The 21057-nt window shown below is 68.4% G+C and carries 19 protein-coding genes; 9 read left to right on the top strand and 10 right to left on the bottom strand.

All coding sequences use genetic code 11. From position 1 onward, the window contains the following. Positions 1–53: 53 nt before the first annotated feature. Both UCD39_RS10255 and UCD39_RS10260 read right to left on the bottom strand, forming a co-directional pair. Positions 54–710 carry a flavin reductase family protein gene (locus UCD39_RS10255; protein WP_330495926.1) on the bottom strand — a complete coding sequence of 219 codons (657 nt, stop codon included), beginning with the start codon at positions 708–710 and terminating at the stop codon, positions 54–56. A gap of 122 nt (positions 711–832) precedes the next feature. After that, positions 833–1237, bottom strand: coding sequence for a hypothetical protein (locus UCD39_RS10260; protein ID WP_330495927.1), 405 nt, complete (start codon positions 1235–1237; stop codon positions 833–835). 319 nt (positions 1238–1556) lie between these two features. On the opposite strand from UCD39_RS10260, the gene UCD39_RS10265 reads away from it, so the two are divergent. Beyond that, a complete protein-coding gene (locus tag UCD39_RS10265) occupies positions 1557–2237 on the top strand; it encodes a response regulator transcription factor (RefSeq protein ID WP_503629720.1) in 681 nt (226 codons plus the stop codon). Further along, positions 2224–3612: a sensor histidine kinase gene (locus UCD39_RS10270; protein WP_330495929.1), complete on the top strand. Its 1389-nt coding sequence runs from the start codon at positions 2224–2226 to the stop codon at positions 3610–3612. Before UCD39_RS10265 ends, UCD39_RS10270 begins: the two co-directional genes overlap by 14 nt. Here the strand turns inward: UCD39_RS10270 and UCD39_RS10275 are convergent. Continuing rightward, positions 3609–5522: an AsmA family protein gene (locus UCD39_RS10275; protein ID WP_330495930.1), complete on the bottom strand. Its 1914-nt coding sequence runs from the start codon at positions 5520–5522 to the stop codon at positions 3609–3611. The genes UCD39_RS10270 and UCD39_RS10275 overlap by 4 nt on opposite strands. 165 nt (positions 5523–5687) lie before the next feature. Here UCD39_RS10275 and UCD39_RS10280 point away from each other — a divergent pair, with 165 nt between their 5' ends. Then, positions 5688–6437, top strand: a complete 750-nt coding sequence (locus UCD39_RS10280) for a creatininase family protein (protein WP_330495931.1) — start codon at positions 5688–5690, stop codon at positions 6435–6437. A gap of 44 nt (positions 6438–6481) precedes the next feature. On the opposite strand, the gene UCD39_RS10285 is transcribed toward UCD39_RS10280, so the two are convergent. The 6 genes from UCD39_RS10285 to UCD39_RS10310 all read right to left on the bottom strand — a co-directional run bounded on the left by UCD39_RS10285 (position 6482) and on the right by UCD39_RS10310 (position 13351). Further along, positions 6482–8329, bottom strand: coding sequence for a glycoside hydrolase family 9 protein (locus UCD39_RS10285; protein WP_330495932.1), 1848 nt, complete (start codon positions 8327–8329; stop codon positions 6482–6484). An 81-nt stretch (positions 8330–8410) separates the two neighbouring features. Continuing rightward, positions 8411–10606, bottom strand: a complete 2196-nt coding sequence (paoC, locus tag UCD39_RS10290; protein ID WP_330495933.1) for an aldehyde oxidoreductase molybdenum-binding subunit PaoC — start codon at positions 10604–10606, stop codon at positions 8411–8413. 3 nt (positions 10607–10609) lie between these two features. Then, entirely contained in the window at positions 10610–10930 is a 321-nt protein-coding gene (locus UCD39_RS10295) for an FAD binding domain-containing protein (RefSeq protein WP_330495934.1), read from the bottom strand. Between the two features lie 8 nt (positions 10931–10938). After that, positions 10939–11574 carry an FAD binding domain-containing protein gene (locus UCD39_RS10300; protein WP_330495935.1) on the bottom strand — a complete coding sequence of 212 codons (636 nt, stop codon included), beginning with the start codon at positions 11572–11574 and terminating at the stop codon, positions 10939–10941. Next, complete coding sequence (paoA, locus tag UCD39_RS10305; RefSeq protein ID WP_330495936.1) at positions 11571–12320, bottom strand: aldehyde dehydrogenase iron-sulfur subunit PaoA; 750 nt, start codon at positions 12318–12320, stop codon at positions 11571–11573. The genes UCD39_RS10300 and paoA overlap by 4 nt, the downstream gene beginning before the upstream one ends. Positions 12321–12364: 44 nt before the next feature. Continuing rightward, positions 12365–13351, bottom strand: a complete 987-nt coding sequence (locus UCD39_RS10310) for an SDR family oxidoreductase (RefSeq protein WP_330495937.1) — start codon at positions 13349–13351, stop codon at positions 12365–12367. A 131-nt stretch (positions 13352–13482) separates the two neighbouring features. Between UCD39_RS10310 and UCD39_RS10315 the strand changes: the two genes are divergently transcribed. The 6 genes from UCD39_RS10315 to UCD39_RS10340 all read left to right on the top strand — a co-directional run bounded on the left by UCD39_RS10315 (position 13483) and on the right by UCD39_RS10340 (position 20359). Further along, positions 13483–14076 carry an NADH dehydrogenase ubiquinone Fe-S protein 4 gene (locus tag UCD39_RS10315; protein WP_330495938.1) on the top strand — a complete coding sequence of 198 codons (594 nt, stop codon included), beginning with the start codon at positions 13483–13485 and terminating at the stop codon, positions 14074–14076. Positions 14077–14215: 139 nt separating this feature from the next. Next, entirely contained in the window at positions 14216–14626 is a 411-nt protein-coding gene (locus tag UCD39_RS10320; protein ID WP_330495939.1) for a c-type cytochrome, read from the top strand. After that, on the top strand, positions 14623–15951 hold the full coding sequence (locus tag UCD39_RS10325; protein WP_330495940.1) for a DmsE family decaheme c-type cytochrome: 1329 nt from the start codon (positions 14623–14625) through the stop codon (positions 15949–15951). The genes UCD39_RS10320 and UCD39_RS10325 overlap by 4 nt, the downstream gene beginning before the upstream one ends. Further along, positions 15948–18488, top strand: coding sequence for an MtrB/PioB family outer membrane beta-barrel protein (locus tag UCD39_RS10330; protein WP_330495941.1), 2541 nt, complete (start codon positions 15948–15950; stop codon positions 18486–18488). Before UCD39_RS10325 ends, UCD39_RS10330 begins: the two co-directional genes overlap by 4 nt. Positions 18489–18509: 21 nt before the next feature. Further along, the gene (locus tag UCD39_RS10335) at positions 18510–19316 is read left to right on the top strand and encodes a YdcF family protein (RefSeq protein ID WP_330495942.1); all 807 of its coding nucleotides are present in this window, start codon (positions 18510–18512) and stop codon (positions 19314–19316) included. Then, entirely contained in the window at positions 19313–20359 is a 1047-nt protein-coding gene (locus tag UCD39_RS10340; RefSeq protein ID WP_330495943.1) for an amidohydrolase family protein, read from the top strand. Before UCD39_RS10335 ends, UCD39_RS10340 begins: the two co-directional genes overlap by 4 nt. Here the strand turns inward: UCD39_RS10340 and UCD39_RS10345 are convergent. Continuing rightward, the gene (locus UCD39_RS10345; RefSeq protein WP_330495944.1) at positions 20308–21051 is read right to left on the bottom strand and encodes a methyltransferase; all 744 of its coding nucleotides are present in this window, start codon (positions 21049–21051) and stop codon (positions 20308–20310) included. The two genes, UCD39_RS10340 and UCD39_RS10345, sit on opposite strands and share 52 nt — an antisense overlap. Positions 21052–21057: the final 6 nt, after the last annotated feature.

Raw genomic sequence — 21057 nt, forward strand, 5'->3', positions numbered from 1 at the left:
TATCCCGCCGTAATTGAATAGTTCTCAACATCCGCTTGGTGGCGCCCAAAGGGTCAGCGGCCGCCGGTGGCGCCTGGGCGGTCCACACCCGGGCGGTCCATATCGAAACGGCTGTCGGGGGTGATGGCGGCATAGGCGGAGGGGCCGCCGCCGCGCAGGATGATGCCGGCGCCAAACGTATCGAAAACGCCATCCACCAGCAGCGACCGGGCGATGTGGATCACCACCGCCTCCCCCATCACCAGCCAGGAATCGACCGCCGTGCCGTCATGGCGGCGCAGCCGGTGGATATCCGTCACCCGGCATTCGAAATGCACCGGGCTTTCCCCGACACGCGGCACGTCGATCAGCGTTCCCGGCACCTGCGTCAGGCCGGCGGCCTGGAACTCGTTCACACCATACGGCAGGGGCGCGCTGGTGGCGTTCATCTGCGTGGCCAGGTCGCGGGTCGCCAGGTTCCAGACGAAGACGCCGGTTTCCCGCGCGTTGCGCAGGCTGTCCTTCGCGCTGGTGCTGCAAAAGCCGATGATGGGCGGGCGATAGTTGAAAAGGTTGAAAAAGCTGTAGGGCGCCAGGTTGACGCTGCCATCCCGCCCCTTGCTGGAGATCCAGCCGATGGGGCGCGGCCCGACGATGGCGTTCAACGGGTCGTGTGGCAGCCCATGACCCTTCGACGGCTCGTAGGAATGAAGGTCGTCATACTGGCGCATGCGGCACGTTCCGGCGATGAGGGGCGGTCCTGCCGGACCGCCCAGTGATTCATCGCCCGACCATAGCGGGCTTGGCGCCCGGTTTGAACGCGGCGTCGACGCACGGGACTATTGCATGACCATCAGGCAACGCGCCGCGGGCGGCCGGCGCTGGCAACGGCCCCACCGTCAGCCTTGTCCTTGCCGGCCGGGACATCCCCCAGGGCGCCGATGCTGACCTGCAGCAGGCGGCTGATCCCCTCGGCATAGTCCTGGCTGGCCTTCAGGGCGAAGCGCTGGCCGACAGTCTGCAGGTCCTGCGGCGTCCGGCAGGTCAGGAATTCGGCGCAGGCCTCGCGGTCCTCATGCATCCGCTGTTCCCAGAAACGGGCGAGTTCCTGGAAAAAGGCCAAGCTACCGTGGGTCACGCGACCATAGACATGGTGGATGTCGTCCATCCAGGCGGCGTTTTCCGACAGCAGGGTGCCGAGCGGGGCGTTCGTGGCCCAATCCATGGGCGGAAACGGTGTTTTGGCGGCGTCAGGCATGGCGTCCTCCCCTCTGTTGCGATCCCGGGCACGGGGGAAGCGGAGGTTCCGGCCCCGGTGCGGCGGGCGAGACGAACGAATAATCGTAACCGACCGCGGGCCTGGCACGCCTTGAGGTGGCTCAAGTGCTGCCCCTGATGATGCCCATGGGGGACACGATGGCGGAGTGGCGCATGTACAATACCACAGGGCCCACCGTCCCCGCAGTCCCGGGACAGCGGCGGTGAAGCGATTTTTTGAGGTGGGTTCTTTCAGGCCAGGTGCCTTGCGCTGGCGGCCCCGGTATGGTGCGCGGCGCAATCCCGGAGATCTGCCCGCCATGGCCAGGATATTGGTGATCGAGGACGAAGCGCGGACGGCGCGCGAGATTGTCGACGCGCTGACGGCGGAGGGCTATGCCGTCACCCTGTGCGCCGACGGCCCCGCCGGCCTGGCGGAGGCGCGGGCCGGGCTTTACCACGCCATCACCCTGGACAGGCTGCTGCCGGGCCTGGACGGCCTGGCGCTGCTCGCGGAACTACGCCGCGAAGGGGTGACGACCCCGGTCCTGGTGGTCAGCGCCCTGGATGGGGTGGACGACAAGGTGCGCGGCCTGCGCGCGGGCGGCGACGATTACCTGACCAAGCCCTTCGCCCTGGCGGAGCTGGTCGCCCGGGTCATGGCCCTGGCCCGCCGCCGGGCGGACAAGCCGGCGGGCACCCTGTTGCAGGTCGGCCCCCTGGTGATGGACCTGGTGGGGCGCCAGGCCACCCGGGGGGCGCGTGAGCTGGACCTGACCCCGCGGGAGTTCCAGTTGCTGGAGTATTTCGTGCGCAACGCGGAACAGACCCTGACGCGGTCCATGCTGTTCCAAGCGGTCTGGGAGTACGGCTTCGCCCCCGGCACCAACGTCATCGACGTCCATGTCGGCCGCCTGCGCCGCAAGGTGGACGCGGACAATGAGGAAGCGATGATCCGCACGGTGCGCGGCGGGGGCTGGCGGCTGCATGCCCCGGATTGACCGCTTTCGCCTCGCCGACCTGCCCCGCACCACGGCCTTCCGCATGACCGTGCTGTTCGGGGCGCTGACGGTCACGGTCGTGCTGTTGGCGCTGGGCGTCGTCTACTGGCGCGCGGGCGTGTTCCTGACCCGGCGGCTGGATGAAACCCTGGTACGCGAGGCGGCGGAGTTCCTGCGCGCCTCCGGACCTGAGCAGGCCACGCACATCGACAGCCTGGTGGACAGCGACCGCCGCGGGCATTGGCGGGCGGCGCTGCTGGCGCCCGACGGGCGGCGCCTGGCCGGTGACCTGACGGGCGTGCCCGAGGAACTGCGGGCCCTGGACAGCGGCATCCACGCCCTGCCGCAAGGGCCGGCCCCCACGCCTGAACGCCACCACGCGGCCCGTGGCTTGGCGGAGCGCCTGGCGGACGGCCGCATCCTGGTGCTGACGGTGCGGACCAATGAGGTGCATGAGGTGCGGGAGCTGATCCTGCGCGCCATGGTGGCAGGCCTGGTGGGCGGCATCATCCTGGCCCTTGCGGGCGGACTGGCGCTTAGCATCGGCACCTTACGGCGGATCGAGGCCATCCACCGCGCCAGCGCGACCATCATGGCGGGTGACCTGTCGCAACGCCTGCCTGTGCGCGGATCGGGGGACGACTTCGATAAGCTGGCGGCCATCGTCAACGCCATGCTGGCCAAGATTGAAGGGTTGATCGGCGACATGAAGGTGGCGGGCGACAATATCGCCCACGACCTGCGCACCCCCCTCACCCGGCTGCGCACCAGGCTGGAGGGGGCATTGCGCCGGGGCGGGGACATCGAGGCCCACCGCGCGGCCATGGAGGACGCCATCGGCGACGCCGACCAGATCCTGGCGACCTTCCGCGCCCTGCTGCGCATCGCGGAGGTGGAGGACGGACGCCGCCGTGCCGCCTTCGCCCCCGTGGACCCGGGCCCCCTGGCCCTGGCAGCCGCCGACCTGTATGAGCCGCTGGCGGCGGCCAAGGCCCTGACCTTCATCACCGACATCCGCCCCACCGCGACCATCACCGGCGATGCCGACCTGCTGTTCGAGGCGCTAGGCAACCTGCTGGATAACGCCATCAAGTTCACGCCCAGCGGCGGCACCGTCACCCTGGCCTTGCGCCAAGAGGCGGGGCAGGTGCCGGAAATGATCGTCCGCGACACCGGCCCCGGCATCACGCCGGCGCAGCGGGACATGATGTTCCGCCGCTTCACCCGGGGCGATCACGCACGCCACACCTCCGGCAACGGCCTCGGCCTCAGTCTCGTGGCGGCGGTGGTGCAACTGCACGGCTTCCGCCTGGCGGTGGAGGACGGTCAGCCGGGCTGTGTCATGCGTATCACCTTGGGCGAGGGCGTGGGCTAATCGGAGGCCAGCAGTTGCCGGGTCATGCCGTCGCAATCGATATCGTCGGCGCCGCCGAAGTCGGGCAGCGGAATGGGGATGAGCCGGCCGATGCTGATGCGGGGTGATCGGATCTTGCCCCTGACCACCACGGGGGCGTGCAGGTCCAGCAGGTCGAACTTCTTTGTGTCGGCCGTGACCTCGGTGTCGACCTCCTGGGTCTTGAGCCGCACCTCGCCGTTGACATGGACCACCGACTTGCGGGTGTCCATCAGCGTGCGGTCGAAGACCACCAGGCCATGATTGAAATTAAGCCGCCCCAGGGCGCAGCGGATGGGAATTTGATCATCGCCGGTGATGTACAGCACCAGGGCGTCGGCGATCTGCAGGCCCGCCAGGCTGACCATCAGGGAACTGATGGTGCCGCCGGACATGGTGACCACCACGTCCCCCGTGGCCGTGCCCATGACCTCCGCCAAGGAATGGCCCTGGCCCACCAGTCGCACGCGTCCCCGGAGCTTGCCCTTGGTCGTGTCGAAATAGTCCGAGCCCCGGAAGAACGCCTTCAGGTCCACATCCTGGTACGTCAGCGCGGCGTGGGCCTGCGGGGCGTTCCCCCGCACGTCCAGCGCCATCTCACCGGCCAATGTGCCGCCGGCCACCTCCATGCGCAGGGGGTTTACCGTCGCCTGGCCGTCCTGGACACGGACGCGGAAGGCCAAGGTCCGCACCGGCAGATAGTCGGGCGCCACCACCCTATTGGCGTCCAGGGTGACATCCATGTTCATGGCCCGCAGCTTTTCCATCTGGAGGGGCACGTCGGGAAACAACTCCCCCTTGGCTTCCAGCGCGGCCTGGGTCTTTTTCTGGTCGGCGGAGACGTTGCCTTTCGATTCGGGGGTGGCACCCACCAGGGGCGCCAGGTCAGCGAACGCCAGGTGGTCGGAGGTGAGATGCGCCGTCAGAAACGACGGTTTGGCATGGTGGTCGATGGCGATGTCGCCCGCCAGGTCGCTATCGCCCGCGTGCCACGCCAAATCCACCACCCGCCATATGCCGGGTTCATGCGTCAGCTTGCCGGCAAGGCGATAGGGTGGTGTGGGCGGTCCGGGAATGCCCAGAAGGGGGAAGATGTCCGCCAAGTTTGAGCCGGACAACGCCACCCGGACATTGGATCCGGTGAACTGGAAAGGGTCTTGCAGCGTGCCCTGGACCGTCAGCAGAGTGGCACCATAATTGACCTTCAGATCAACCGGATAGGGCTGGTTCGTGTCACGCAGCATCAATACCGACCCGCCCACGAAATGGACGGCCAGTGGCTCTTTCCCGATGCTGCCCTGGAGGTCCAGGTTGGCCGTCGGCTCCGCCGGCGCCTGGCCTGTCGCCGTTTGCACCGTCCCGTCCAGGGCCAGTTTGCGCTTGGCGTCGCGGTAGCTGACGCGGCCGCCGTCAATCTCCAGCCGGCCGATCAGCGGCACCTCATCCCGGTGCTCGGGCTTCAACTGGTTCAGGGCGCCGGTGGCCACCGGGCTTTCCTCGGGGCTCCAGTTCCACTGTCCCTGCTCGTCCTTTTCCAACGCGACCACCGGCTGGTGCAGGACCAGGGTGGGGAACACCAGGTCACCGTGCAGCAAAAGGGGACGCAGCGCGATATCCAGCTCGATCTGTTTCGCCGTGAACAGGTGGGACGCCTGCCCCCAGTCGGTGTTGGACACCTGGACATCGTCCAGCAGCACATGGGTGACCCAGCCCCAACGGACTGACACCTTCCCGATCCGCGTTTCCCGCCCCGAGAAGGCAGTGGCCCGGTTCTCCAACTGGGCGCGGACATAATCGGAGGTGACGAAGAGATAAACGCCGGTCACGGCCAGCACCAGCAGCACCGCCAGAACGCCCAAGGTCCAACCCGCTATTTTGACCGCCCGTCGCATGGTCACGATCCGTCAAGCGAACACCAGCGGGGCGATGGCGCCCCTCCTCCCGTTCTCAGCCAACCGTCCAGATGCCGTCACGGTTCCGCTCCTCGCTTTTGGGGTGCCTTTGGCGGCGCGCCCTCCTATGGTGGCGGCCAAACAGCCTGCCTGAGGAACGAGTCCATGCTGCTGCACCTATCCACCTGGTCCGAGGTCGAGCGCTTCCTGCAACGCTCCAAGACCATCGTCATCCCCATCGGCTCGAATGAACAGCATGGCCCGACCGGCCTGCTGGGAACGGATTGGCTCTGTCCAGAAATCATCGCGCATGAGGCGCACAAGGGCGGCGCCGACATCCTGGTGGCCCCCACCTTCAACATCGGCATGGCCCAACATCACCTGGGTTTTCCCGGCACCATCAGCCTGCGCCCCTCCACCTTCATGGCGGCGATCGGCGATTGGGTGCGCTCATTGGCCGTGCACGGCTTTGAGAAGATCTATTTCCTGAACGGCCATGGCGGCAATGTCGCCACCATCGAGGCGGCGTTCTCCGAACTCTATGCCGAGGCCAGCTTTGCCAAGCGGCGCGCCGGCTTCGCCTGCAAGCTGCGGAACTGGTGGGACCTCCCCGGCGTGAACGCCCTGGCCCAGAGGCAGTTCCCCGCGGGCCACGGCAGCCACGCCACCCCGTCGGAGATCGCGGTGACACAGTGGGCCTATCCCGACGCCATCAAGACCGCCGATTACGCGCCCAAGATCGCCGGCTCCGGCCCTATCCGCGAGGCGCTGGACTTCCGCGCCCGCCATCCTGACGGGCGCATGGGCTCCGACCCCGCCCTCGCCACCCCGGAAAAGGGCGGGGAGCTGGTGGCGCTGGCCGTGACCGGCCTGGTGGCCGAAGTCGCGGCCTTCGGTAACGAGCCCGCTGTTTAAGAATTGAGGGGGGGGGCCTGCGCCATGACGCGCGGGCCCCCCGCTTACGGCGCCGTGTCGTCCAGCCATAGCGCCACCCAGGCCAGCGGCGCGTTCCAGTTGATGGTGACCTCGTTCATGGTATAGGCGCGGTAGTCGTCGGCCCAGCATGTCTGGGGGGCGCAATTGCCCTTCATGGTCTTGGCCACCGGGTCGTCCATGGCCGATGAATTCGGTCCACCCGAGAGGACACCCGACGGCGGCGACGGATAGCGCGCGTCCGCCTGATGCGCCCAGAAGCGGTGATGGGGGTTTTGCATGGGCCGGGCGCCGAAACCCGTGACGTAGGAACGGTCCAAGGGATTGCGGCCCAGCACATAGTCGGCGGCATCCACCACCGCCGTCCGGTAGGCGGCCTTGCCCGTCAGGTCATAGGCCGCGCCCAAGACCATGGCGCGGCTGAGAAGGGCGCCGTTGGATCCCCAGGGGTAGGCCGCCAGCGCGAAGGGCAGCCGGTAGCCGGTCTTTCGCTCATCCGCAACATAACCGTCGGCCAGGGCGATCACCTGTGCACGCATCCGGTCCCGGTCTGCGTCGTCCAGGCGGCCGGGCGCCAGGGCCAAGGTCAAGGCGCCCGCCGTGGCGACGGAGCCCCAACTGAGATCGCCGGTCCCCTCCGCACCCGTGAAGTACGGCGACGCGCGCAGCACCGCCAGATAGGCGGGCTCACCCGTCGTGGCGTACAGTTCCGCCGCCGCCCAGTAGACCTCATCCGCCAGGTGGGCATCGCCATAGCCGCCGCTGCCGTCGAAGCTCACCTGGGCCAGGATGTCGGGATGGCGCTGCGCGGCGGCGAAGGCGCGGCGGGCGGCATCCAGGCACCGCTGGGCGAACGCCGCGTCGATGTCCTTCCACACCCGCGCCGCCTGCGCCGCGACAGCGGCCAAGTTCAGGCTGGCCGCCGTGGTGGGATAGTAGAGATAGCGGGTGACATGGTCGTCCGCCGGTGCTGTGGGCAGGCCCGTCCAATGGGCGTCCGCGATCTTTTGGTGAACCAGGCCGCCGGCGTCGATGCGGGTCAGGATGTAATGCCCGGCGTTGTCCTTCTGGTCACCCAGCGGCACCTCCAGGCTCTTCCCCTCCGGCACCTGCATGGCCAGCAGGAATTCCAGTTCGAACCGGGCTTCGTCCAAAAGATCGGGTACGCCGTTGCCCCGTTCCGGCACCGCCAGGGTGCTATCCGCTACCTCCGCCAGGGCGCGGGGGCGCTTCAGCACCTGCGCGCGCTCATAGGCGTCCACCAGTGTCCAGACGGAGATGCCGCCGTTCACCACGTACTTGCCCTGGTCGCCGGCATCGTACCATCCGCCGCTGGCGTCCAGGGTATAGTCACAGCCGGGCCAGACCTGGCCCTTGGGGTCGGCCAGGTTGAAGCAGGTGGCCTTGTCCGGCCGATGCCCCGCCGGCCGGGCGAGATCCGGCCGCTCCACCAAAGCCGCCTCGATGGGCACGCCGCTGCGCTGCTGGTAAAAGAAGGACAGGCTGGCCCGCAGCAAGCGGCCATCAGGCGTCGCCGTCAGGGCGAAGGGCCGGCTGGCCTTGTCGCCCACCGTCAGCCGATATCCCTGGCCGGCCTGGCGGACCTCGGAAAAATCGATCTGGTGCACATGCTGGCCCGACGCGGCGTCATCGCCGAACGGCTGGGTCTTGCCCGTCGCCACAGTGCGTCCCTGGGCATCGGTCAGGCGCCAGTCCAAGGGCGTGGTCGCGGGGTCGGCCAGGATGGCCAGTTTGGGACCGGCGCTTTCCAGGCCCGTCTGGTTCAGGACGATGGGGCTGGGCGCGTCCTGTGCCACGGCCGCGCCGGCCATCATCATCACCGTCAACGCCGAGAAAAGCAGACCTGGCCGCATCGTCCTCACCCATCCTTGCGGTCGCGTTACCAGGGCCTTGTACGGGGCCGCGCGGGGGAAAGGCAATGGCGGGCTGTGTCGCTAGGCGATTTCCGGCAGGTGATCCAGCAGCTTGTCCAGGGTGATGGGATAGTCGCGCACCCGGACGCCGGTGGCGTTGTAAATGGCGTTGGCCACCGCCGCCCCCACCCCGCAGATGCCCAGTTCCCCCACCCCCTTGGCCTTCATGGGGGAGGAAATCGGGTCCACCTCATCCAGGAAGATCACCTCCTGGTGCGGGATGTCGGCATGCGCCGGCACCTCATATCCCGCCAGGTCGTGGTTGACGAAGAAGCCGCGGCGCTTGTCCACCACCAACTCCTCCATCAGGGCCGCCCCCGCCCCCATCGTCATGGCGCCGATGACCTGGCTGCGCGCCGACTTTGGGTTCAGGATGCGGCCGGCGGCGCACACCGCCAGCATGCGGCGCAGGCGGACCTCGCCCGTGGCGGCATCCACCCCCACCTCCACGAAATGACCGGCGAAGGTGGACTGCTGGTATCGCTTGTGCAGGTCGGCGTATTCAATGCCGTCCTCCGCCACCATCTCCCCGTCCTTGGCCGCCTGAGCCAACGGCACCGCATGTCCGCCCGACGACACGTGGCCGTCGGCGAAGCGGGGCTCGGTCGCGTTGAAACCCAGCTTCTGCGCCACGGCCTGGCGCAGCTTCATACAGGCGGCATAGACCCCCGCCGTCGAATTGTTGGCGCCCCACTGCCCGCCCGACCCGCAGGACACGGGGAAGCTGCTGTCGCCCAGGCGCACCACGACCTTGTCCAATGGCACGCCCATGGTTTCCGCCGCCGTCTGGGCGACGATGGTGTAGGTGCCGGTGCCGATATCGGTCATGTCCGTTTCAACCGTCACCACACCCTGGTTATCCAGGCGCACGCGGGCGGCGGACTTGGTGACCAGGTTGTTGCGGAATCCGGCGGCGACGCCCATGCCCACCAGCCATCGCCCCTCGCGCACGCTGGCGGGCAGCGGCTTGCGGCGGGCCCAGCCAAACCGCTCCGCCCCCTGTTGCAGGCAGGCGATCAGTTGGCGTTGCGAGAAGGGCCGCTCCGGCTGTTCCGGGTCCACTTGCGTGTCGTTCAGGATGCGGAACTGGATGGGATCCATTCCCAGCTTTTCCGCCATCTCATCCATGGCGATCTCCAGCGCCATGAGGCCCGGCGCCTCCCCCGGGGCCCGCATGGCGTTGCCTTCCGGCAGGTCCAGCACGGCCAGGCGCATGGCGGTCAGGCGGTTGGCGCCGGCATACAACAGGCGGGTCTGCTGCACCGCCGTCTCCGGCTTGCCATCGGGCAGGTCGCCGGACCAGCTTTCATGGCCGATGGCGGTGATCTTGCCATCCTTGGTGGCGCCAATGCGGATGCGCTGGATGGTGGCCGGACGATGCGTGGTGTTATTGACAATCAAGGGGCGGTGCAAGGCCACCTTCACCGGCCGCCCCGCCGCCTTGGCCCCCAGGGCGGCCAGCAGCGCGTCACTGCGCACGAACAGCTTTCCCCCGAAACCGCCGCCGATGTAGGGCGAGATCAGGCGGATATTTTCCTCTGGCATGTTAAGGGTTTGCGCGACGTCCTTGACACCCCACCTGATCATCTGGTTGGAGGTCCACAGCGTTAGCTTGTCCCCGTTCCAGGCGGCGATGCTGGCGTGCGGTTCCATCATCGCGTGGCTTTGGCCGGGAGTGGTGTAAGTGGCGTCCAGTTGCACCGGGGCTGCGGCCAACGCGCCGTGGAAGTCGCCGGCGCCGGTGTCCGGCTCCCCCTTCGCCTCGGTGGCTCCCTTCCGGGCGGCGGCCAGGTCATAGGCGCCCGGTTCCGCCTGGTAGTCCACCTTGATCAGGCTGGCGGCATCGCGCGCCTGCTCGAAGGTTTCGGCCACGACCAGGGCCACGGCCTGATGGTAATGCTGGATGTCTGGACCGCCCAGCAACTTGGCGGTGTTCCATTTTCCCTTGCCCAGCGGCCCGGCGGTTTCCGCCGTCACGATGGTGATGACGCCGGGGGCGGCCAGGGCGGCGGCAAGGTCCATACGGATGATGCGCCCCTTGGCGATGGCGGCCCCCAGGACGTGGCCATAGGCCTGGCCCGCCACCACGTCGTGTCGTTCGTAAGCGTAGGGGGCGGTGCCCGTGGTCTTCAGCGGGCCGTCGATGCGGTCGGTGGGTTTGCCCACCACGGTCAGTTGGTCGATGGGATTGGTGCCGGCGGGGGTGTCGAACTTCATGGCTCAGGCCCTCGCCTCTCTAAGCACGGCGGCCAGCGAGCGCTCCGCCAACTTGATCTTGAAGGCGTTGTCCGGTGTCGGCCGCGCACCGGCCAACAGCAGGGCGGTCGTCTCCTTGGCCCCCTGCTTCAGGTGCGCCTCCGCCGCCTCCACCCGCCAAGGCTTGGGTGCTACGCCGCCCAGGGCGACGCGGCCCCACGCGACCCCATTGCCGCCGTCGGGCTGCACGATGGCGGCGACGGACACCAGGGCGAAGGCGTAGGAGGCCCGGTCTCGCACCTTGTGGTACAGATGCGTCCCGCCGACCGGCCGGGGCAGCGTCACGGCGGTGATCAGTTCCCCCGCTCCAGTGCGGTTTCCACATGCGGGGTGTCGCCGGGCAGCCGGTGAAGGTCGGCGATGGGGATGGCGCGGCTGCTGCCGTCCGGGAGGACGGTTTCGACCGTCGCGTCCAACACGCGCATGGCCACCGCCATGTCGCTGGGATGGGTGGCGATGCAGGCATTGCTGGTGCCGATGACGCCCAGGCTTCGCGTGACGCCGCCGATGGCGGAGCAGCCGCTGCCGGGCTGGCGCTTGTTGCACGGCTGGTTGGGGTCGTAGAAATAGGGGCAGCGGGTCCGCTGCAGCAGGTTACCGGCGGTGGTGGCGACATTGCGCAACTGTCCCGACGCGCCGGCCACCAGGGCGCGGCTGAGCACCCCGTAATGGCGGCGCACCCGTCCATCGGCCGCCAGGTCGGTGTTGCGCACCAGGGCGCCGATGCGCAAGCCGCCTTCGGACGTGTCCTCGATCTTGTCCAGGCCCAGGCCGTTCACATCGATCAGATGGGCCGGCGTCTCGATCTGCAGCTTCATCAGGTCCAGCAGGTTGGTGCCGCCGGCGATGAAGCGGGCGCCGGGAATGCTGGCCGCCTTGGCCGCGGCCTCGGCCGGGGACGCGGCCCGCTCATAGGTGAAGGGCCTCATGCCGGGCCTCCCGCGCTCTGTAGGCCCGCCACCTCGGCCATGGCGTCCAGGATGTTGGAATAGGCGCCACAGCGACAAAGGTTGCCACTCATCCGCTCCCGCATCTCGGTGGCGTTCATCTGTGGCGCCGCCGTCAGGTCGCCGGTGACGTGGCTGGGGATGCCGGCCTTGATCTCCTCCAGCACTGCGACGGCGGAACAGATCTGCCCTGGGGTGCAGTAGCCGCACTGATATCCGTCATGTTTCACGAAGGCGGCCTGCATGGCGTGCAGCCGTTCCGGCGTACCCAGGCCCTCTACTGTCGTGACGCTGCCGCCCTCATGCATGACCGCCAGGGTAAGGCAGGAATTGACGCGCCGCCCATCGACGATGACGGTGCAGGCACCGCATTGGCCATGATCGCACCCTTTCTTGGTGCCCGTCAGGCGCAGATGCTCACGCAAGGCGTCCAGCAGGGTCGTACGGGTGTCGACCTCCAGCGTCTCGGCCTTGCCGTTCACGGTGAAGGAAACTTTGCCTTTTACGGGAGTCATCACGGGTACCGGACCGTTGCTGGTGGCGGCAGCGCCATCGCCGCTGGTGGATAGAGCCTGGCCGCCAACCACAGGCGTCGTCAAGGCAACGGTCGCGGCCGCGCCAAGCAACACGCCGCGCCGGCTGACATCGGCATCACATCGCGTCCCCATGCCCCCTCCAGCCAAGCTGTTGAACGTCATCGAACCCGTCAGCGCGGGCTTCGGTTCCATGGATACGGAACTCAGGGGATACGGAACTCAGGGGATACGGGGCCTCAGGGCCCACCATGCCCGCCCGTCGCGCCGAAGACCTGGCCGGTAGAAAAGCTGTCCTCGTTCGTCGCCAGCAACACATACAGGCTGGCCAGTTCCGCAGGCTGGCCCGGCCGGCCCAGCGGCGTGTCCGATCCGAAGGACACCAGCTTTTCCGGCGGTTGGCCGCCGCTGGGCTGCAAAGGCGTCCATACCGGGCCGGGCGCCACCGCGTTCACGCGGATTCCCTTCTTGGCCAATTGCTTGGCCAGGCCCTTGGTGAAGATCATGATGGCCCCCTTGGTCGCGGCATAGTCCAGGATGTTGGGCGATGGGTCATAGGCGTTGACGGACGTGGTGTTGATGATGGCGGCCCCTTTGCCCAGGTGCGGCAGGGCCGCCTTGGTGATCCAGAACAGCGCGTAGACATTGGTCTTGAACGTGTCGTCGAATTGCTGGGTGCTGATGTCGGTGAGGCTGTCCACCGAATGCTGCCGTGCGGCGTTGTTCACCAGGATGTCCAGACCGCCCAGGTCCCGCACGGCATCGGCCACCAGGGTACGGCAAAAGGCCTCGTCGCGGATGTCGCCCGGCAGGGGCACCGCCTTGCGGCCCGCCGCCTGGATCAGCTGCACCACCTCTCGAGCGTCCGGTTCCTCCACCGGCAGGTAGCCGAAGGCGACATCGGCGCCCTCGCGGGCGAAGGCGATGGCGGCGGCGCGGCCGATGCCGCTGTCGCCCCCGGTGATCAGGGCCTTGCGTCCCGCCAAGCGGCCACTGCCCTTGTAGCTGGTTTCGCCGTGGTCGGGCCTGGGGTTCATGCGGCTGGCCAGGCCCGGCGGTTCCTGCTGTTCCTGACGGGGGAACGGTGGGCTCGGATAGTCCGGTGGCCGTGCGCCGGTGGTCGCTTCAGCCGCTTGGCCCGGCCCAGTGCTCAAGCTCGCGGCGGCACCGGCGGCCAAGCCGCCGATGACGGCGCGGCGGGAGGTGCCGTTATCGTCCATTTTCATGATTCCGCCTCCGCGATGGGTCATGGGCCCTCAACGGATACAGGGGGTACGGGTTCCAACCGGACAAGGCCCGGGAACGAGCGTGAATTTTGCCGCTTGTGGCAGGGTGCCCTTACTGGAGGCCCGATCCCATGACCAAGCCCCTGCTGACCCCCGGCGATCCCGTCGGCATCCCCGTTCCCCTGCGCGCCTATATCCGCAAGCCCTCGCCCGCAACGATGCAGAACGCCCCCGGTCGCAAGGCCGCCTGGCTGTTGACCTATGAGGCCAAGCCCACCCACGAGATCGACAGCGTCACCGGCTGGGCGGGCGGCGGCGACCCGCAGCAGGACGTCCTGCTGGCCTTCGACACGCTGGAAGAGGCGGTGGCTTATGCCGAGCGTCACAACCTGCCCTATGACATCAGCGAGCCGGAACCCAGGGCCCGCCCCCTGCCCCGCCCGCAGACCCACCAGATGCGCCAGGTGCTGAGCGGGCCCACCATGGCGCCCGCGCGGCAAGAGGATCCCCGCATCCGTGGCCACCAGACGGTGGTGACGACGCCCGGCCCGGTGGTTCCCGCCGCCATGGCGGCGGGGCAAGCGGCGCTGATCGACAAAGCGAACACGCCGCCGCCCTATCAGCCGGACCGGGACGTGGTGGAGGACGCCAGCGCGGACTCCTTCCCCGCCAGCGACCCTCCCTCCTGGACGCCGGTGACCGGGGCGGTGAAGAAGGCGCCCTGATCGGCCTTCGGTAAGCCTGCGGCCCCGTCCTTCGGGTAACGCTGAAAAAAAGTCGGCTCCCGGCGTTTTTTTCCCTGGTCCGGGGAATATCCCGCCGCCCCCACCCGTCTGATGGGACAGGGATTGAGGGAGCCGACCTATGACGCCGAAACGAAAGCTGGTTGCCGCCGTGCTGATGCTGGTGGGATCATCTGCGGCCGCGCATGCCGCGGGCGATCCTGCGGCTGGTGCCGCTGTGTTCAAGAAATGCGCGGCCTGCCACGCGGCGGAGCAAGGCGTGAACAAGGTGGGGCCCAGCCTGTACGGCGTGGTCGGCCGCCCCGCCGGCAGCATCGCCGGCTACAGCTATTCCCCCGCCGTGAAGCAGGCGGCGGCCAAGGGGCTGGTGTGGACGGAAGACGCCATCGTCGCCTATCTGGTCAACCCGCACAAATACCTGGGTGACTTCGTCGGCGATCCCTCGGTTTCCAACAAGATGCCCTTTAGCCTGGCCGATGAGCAGCAGCGCCAGGACGTGGTCGCCTACCTCAAATCCCTGGCGCCGCAATGATGCGCGCCCTTTTCCTCAGCCTTCTGCTGGCCGTCGCCGTGGCCGGGTCCGGCGCCGCGCCCGCCCGCGCGGAAACGCCCGCCCTGGCGCCGGACCAAGCCGCCCTCCGGGCGGAGATGGCCCGCATCCACGCCGGCCATGTCGACGCCGATGCCCTGCAACGCATCGACAGCGACATCGCCACCCTGCACACCGGCGTCGCCGCCATGGATGCGACCTCGACCAGCGGCATTGCCGGCGGCGACCTCCCGCAAGGCCATTACCCCAGCCTGAAGGCGGCGCAATTCACCACCCCCGCCCCGTCTGGCATCCCATCTGGTGGCACCCCATCTGGCGCTGTCGCGGAAGCGTCCGCGCCCAACGCCGCCAAATGGACCCGGCTGGCCAGCTACGCGGCTGAAACGCCCAAGCCTGAAGCGGCGAAGCCCGAGCCAGCCGCCGCCTCCGTCGTCGCCCCCGTCGCCGCCAAGGCCGCCGACAAGCCCCAGCGCACCTATGTCGGGCGCGAGACCTGCGAGAGCTGCCACCAGCAGGAGGCGACCAACTGGGCGCATACCATCCACGCCAAGGTCTTCCAGCAGAACCCGCGCACGGAGCTTCAGGCGCAAAATTGCGAGGCCTGCCACGGCCCGGGTTCGGCGCATGTGGAGGACCCGTCCGACCTCACCACCATCATCAGCTTTTCCAAGAAAAGCAAAACGCCCATCGCGGAGCAGAACGGCCAATGCCTGGGCTGCCACGCCGGCGGTCAGCGCATTTTCTGGCACGACAGCGTCCACGACAGCAATCAGCTGGGCTGCGCCGACTGCCACAACCCCATGACCACCTTCGGCGCGCGCGGTCTGACCGCCCGGGAAAGCATCAACGAGACCTGCTTCCAGTGCCACAAGGCCCAGCATGCGGAGTTCGCGCGCCGGTCGCACATGCCCCTGCTGGAAGGCAAGCTGAGCTGCACCGACTGCCACAACCCGCATGGGTCGACCACGGCCCCCTTGCTGAAGGCCGACAGCGTGAACGAGGTTTGCTTCACCTGCCATGCCGACAAGCGCGGGCCCTTCCTGTTCGAACACGCGCCGGTGCGTGAAAGCTGCCTGAACTGCCATTCGCCGCACGGCTCCAACTTCGAAAGCCTGCTGACCGCGCCGCGTCCGGTGCTGTGCCAGCAGTGCCACTCGCAGTTCGGCCATCCCTCCGGCCTGCTGACGGCGGGCAACATGGCGCGCGGGCCGGGGCCCGACCCCCGCCTGATCGCCACCAGCTGCCAGACCTGCCACGTGAACATCCACGGGTCCAACAGTCCCTCCGGCGCACGGTTCGAACGATGAGACAGCGTCAGAAAAAGTCCACCCCGCGGCTGCCGACGCGCTATCTGGTCACGGCCGCCCTCTTGGAAATGGCCAGCGCCCCCATCGCGGCGACGGTGGCCCGGGCCGACAGCGGCACCACCGGCTATGGCGGGCCCGGCAACGTCCTGAATCCCACCGGCCAGATCATGAACCGGGCCCGGGACGATGACGGCTTGTCGGTCATCGACGACGTGACCCGCACGCCCACGGGCCTGATGTATCCCGTGCCCTACCGCACGCCGGAAATGACGCAGAGCCAGAGCAACCCCGATTGGTGGACCCTGGGCTGGTTCGAGGCCGGCATCATGGGCACCTTCGGCCAGGACAGCCGGTCGGCCTCGCTGAACCGGTATGGCGACTGGAAGAACGGCTTCACCGTCACCAGCCTGGGGTTCGAGGCGGAGGACCGCAAGACGGCCCTGCATGTCTCCGCCTTCGCCCAGAACGTCGGCCGCACCGACCAGTATTACCAGGTCGATGTCGGCCGCTACGGCGTCTATGACCTGCAGGCCTATTTCGACAGCATTCCGCACACCTTCTCCACGGTGGCCAAGTCGCTGTGGGATGGGGCGGGCACCGGCAACCTGACCCTGCGCGGCGGTCTGACGCCAGGCGCCTCCACCCCGGCGCAGGTCAACGCCGTGGCGGCGGCGGTGGGCCCCAGCACCCTGCGCATCCTGCGCGAAAAGGCCGGCAGCTCGCTGACCTACACGGCGGATGAGCATACCGAGCTGTTCCTGAAAATCTCGGACGAGCGGCGCAACGGCACCCAGCCCATCAGTGCCACGTTCGGCATCCCGTTCCAGAACGGCGCCACCCAGCTGATCCAGCCCATCCACTATCAGACGGTCGACGTCACGGGCGGGGTGCGATACCGGGAGGAGAGGTTCCAGGCAAACCTGGCCTATGCCGGTTCGTTCTTCCGCAACGACATCCTGGATCTGACCTGGCAGAATCCGGGCCTGACCTCCAACACCGCCCCCGGCGCCTACATCCCCCAGACCGGGCGCCTGAGCCTGGCGCCCAACAACGACTATCACACCGTGAAGGGCGACCTGGCGATGCAGCTGTCGCCCTCGTCGCGCTTCACCGCCAGCCTGTCCTACAGCCTGATGCGCCAGGACGACGCCCTGCAGGCGCCCACCACCGGCAGCGCCGTGATCACCAGCGGCGCCGACACCATCAATTTGAGCCAATGGAACAGCGCCTCGGCCCTCAGTCAGCCGACGGCCAACGCCGCCATCAACATCCTGAACGCGGTGGCGCAGTACCACTACACCGTCAACCCCGACCTGGGCCTGACGCTGGAGGTGCGCGACCGGGATGAGTCCAACCGCACCAATTATGTCGCCTTCAATCCCCAGACGGGTCAGTACGGCTACATCGCCATTGATGGCGGCCTGGCGCCCTTCGTGCCGACCTTGAGCGGCGTCTACCAGGTGAAAACCCCGGGCAGCCTGGTCCAGATCCGCAACATGCCGTTCGCCAACAACAATCTGCAGGTGACGGCCAAGGCGGCCTATCGCCTGGACACGCATTGGAAGCTGGATCTCAGTTACGAAAACGACACCATCGACCATACCGTGCGTGAGATCACGGACGCCCACGACAACATCGCCCGGGCCCAGTTGAGCACCACGGGGTATGAGTGGGGCACCGCCCGCCTGTCGTATGAGTTCGCGCGGCGCATCGGCAGCGACTACCAGTCCAACCCCTATACGCCGTATTATTCCGCGACCCTGCCCGGCTATATCCCGGCCACACCGTCGGGCGATCCGGCCTTCGCGCTGGCCGACCTGCGCAAGTTCGACATCGCCAACCGGACGGAGCATGTGCTGCGCGGCCAGGCCAACTACATCCTGTCACCGCGCAGCGACCTGCAACTGACCGGCAGCCTGAAGGTGGACGATTACGATGCCGCCTATGGCCTGCGGTCCACCCACGCCTTCGACATCACCACCGCCTATACCTACCAGATGTCGGCGGCGACCACCCTGACGGGCTATTTCACCTATCAGAACCAGGATCGCGGTGTCGCCAACATCGCCGCCACCGGTGCCGGCACCAGCGGCAGCGCCGGCGGGGCGGGCTACCCCCTGGCCAACGCCTGGACGGAAACGGTGGGGTCCGACAATTACACGGCGGGCCTGAACGCGCACCACAGCTGGGGTGTCGTCTCGGTGAACGCGGATTACACCTTCACCCGCGCCAGCACGGCCCTGGACTACGCCTACGCCGGGACGGGCGCCTTTTTCGGCGTGCTGTCGCCGGCGCAGGCCGGCAACCGCTTCCCCGCCATCACCTATGACAGCCACGCCGTGCAGACCGACGTGCGGTGGCAGATGTCGGAGGCGCTGTCCTACCGCCTCTACTATCGCTTCAATTATGAGCGGTTGGTGGACTTCCATTACACTGGGCTGGCGGCCGGCGCGATCAACAACAACACCTATCTGGGCGTCATTCCGGAGAACTACACCGTCCAGACCATCGGTCTGCTGGTCCAATATGTTTTTTAATGCCCAGGCTCGGGCGGCGCCATGGTGACGCCGTTGGAGTTCTTCATTGTTTCCAAGGTGGGCTGGTATCTGGTGGCGCCCAGCCATCTGCTGGTCTGGACGGCGGTCGCCACCGTCTGGCTGGCAGCCCGGCGCCATGCGGCGGCCCTGTTGCCGGCCGTGGCCGGCGCCCTGTCGCTGCTGATCCTGCTGATCCTGCCGGTGGGCGACTGGGCATTGCGGCCTATCGAGAACCAGTATTCCCGGCCCGGGACGGAACCCGAGGCCATAGACGGCATCCTGGTCCTGGGCGAAGGGCTGAATGGCGAGGCGCTGCGCAGCCGGGGCGTGCCCGGCGTGGGGCCCGACGGGGGCACCCTGCTGGCCGCGGCGGCGTTGGCCCGCCGCCACCCAGAGGCGCGCGTGATCTTCAGCGGCGGGGCCGGCGACGTCGGCGGCATCGGGGTGGCGGACGCGGTGGTGGCCCGGCACGTCTTTTCCGACCTGGGCCTCGACGACGCCCGGGTCAGTTATGAGGGGCGATCGCGCACCACCCTGGAGAATCTATTGTTCGCCAAGGATGTGGCGCAGCCTCAGGCCGGGCAGCGCTGGGTGCTGGTGGCGTCGGCCTATCATATGCCCCGCGCCATGCTGTCGGCCGCGCGCGCCGGTTGGCAGGTGACGCCCTGGCCATCGAACTACCTGACGGCGGCCCAGGGACGGCAGCATCACCTGTCGCTGGCCGCCAATCTGGCCCACCTGGACCTGGCGGCGCATGAGGCCTTGGGGCTGCTGGCGTACCGCCTGACCCATGGCACACCCACCCATACCACCCAGGGGCCGGCGTGACAGCCCCCCTCTGGATCGGGCCCGCCCCCGCCCCACCGCTGCTGACGGAACTGACGGCCTCCCATGGGGCGCTTTGGGGAGAGTGCATCGCCTTTCCCGGCCTGATCAATTCCCACGACCATCTGGTCTTCAACTGCTATCCCCCCACCGGCGCACCGCCCTACGACGACTTCCTGGGGTGGAGCCGGGACGTGCAGGCGGATCGGGAACTGATCCGCCGCATCGAGGCCATCCCCGCCGCCTTGCGCCGGCAGGTCGGCCTGCTGAAAAACCTGCTGTGGGGTGTGACGGCGGTGGTGGACCATGGCGGTGCCCCAGGCGACGGACCCATCGGCGTGCTGGCCCCCTATCAGGACCTGCACTCGCCGGAACTGGCCAGTCCCTGGCGCTGGCTGGGTGGCCTGGGGCCGGCGGTGCTGCACCTGGCCGAGGGGGTGACGGCGGACAGCCGCCGCCGCGCCTTGGACTTCCTGAGGGAAAACCTGTTCCGGCGGCGGGTCGCCGGCGTGCATGGGGTCAGCCTGGCGGGGGAGGACTTTCGGCGGCTGGCCGCGTTGATCTGGTGCCCCGCCAGCAACCTGTTCCTGTTCGGCCGGACGGCCGACGCGTCGGCGGCCCTGCGCCATACCCCGGTGCTGTTCGGCACCGACGCCACCATCTCCGCGCCCGGCACACTGTGGGACCATCTGCGCCAGGCCCGGGGCCGGATACCCGACACGGCGCTGTTCGACAGCCTGACGGGCGCGGCGTCGCGCTTCTGGCGGCACGCCGCCCCGAACGACCTGGTCATCGCCCGGCGGCACGCGGTCGATCGCTGGGACGCCTTTTTCGCCCTGACGCCGGCGGACATCCTGCTGGTGGTCCGGGCTGGCCGGCCGGTGCTGGTGGACGGGGACTTAGACGCCCCGTCCGGCTACGGCCGCCTGACCGTGGGCGGCCGTATCAAGCATGTGGATCTGGCGGTGGCGGAGATGCTGGCGGCACTTGCGCCTCAGCTGGACACGGCCGCGCTGCTGGACCGGTTCGGCGCGGTGGCGGAATAGATCGCCAGCGTCTCCACGCCGAAATGCCGCCACAGCACCCGCTCGACCACCAGACCCGCCTGGGCCAGGCCGTCCAGCATGCCGGCGCAGTCGCCGTGGCTGGTCAGCACGAAATAGGCCTTGCCGCCGGGCTTCAGCATGCCGGGCAGGCCGGCGGCAAGGCGGTCGATGACGTCCGGGCTGCGCCAGGAGCGTTCGAAGGTGGTGGCGGGCGTGCCCCGGAACTTCGGCAGGGAGAACAGCACCAGGTCGAAGGTGCGGCCGGCCACCGGCGCGAACAGGTCCCCCTGCTGGACATCGACCGCCAGGGTGTTCAGCAGGGCGTTGGCGCGGGCGCAGGCCACCGCCTCCGGCACCACGTCCACGGCCGTCACCTGATAGCCGCGCGTGGCGGCGAAGATGCCCAGCACGCCGCAGCCGGTGCCCACGTCCAGCGCCGTCGCCCCCGCGCCCGCCGGTTCCAGCAGCGGGCTGGTGGCGATGAACTCCGCCAGGAAGCGCCCGGTGCGGAAGATCACGGGGTTGAACACACCGGGCCAGACGGCGAAGGACCGCCCCCGGATGGTTTCGAACACCGGCCGGCGCAAGCGCCGGCGCAGCACGGCGCGCTTGGCCGCCATCCAGGGCGCCCACAACAGGCGGGTGGCGGGGGCGACGGACGGGGGCGGCGGGGCCGGCCGGGGATGGGGCATGACGGG

This window comes from Nitrospirillum karajorum (genome assembly GCF_036348415.1).
GTDB lineage: Bacteria > Pseudomonadota > Alphaproteobacteria > Azospirillales > Azospirillaceae > Nitrospirillum > Nitrospirillum amazonense_B.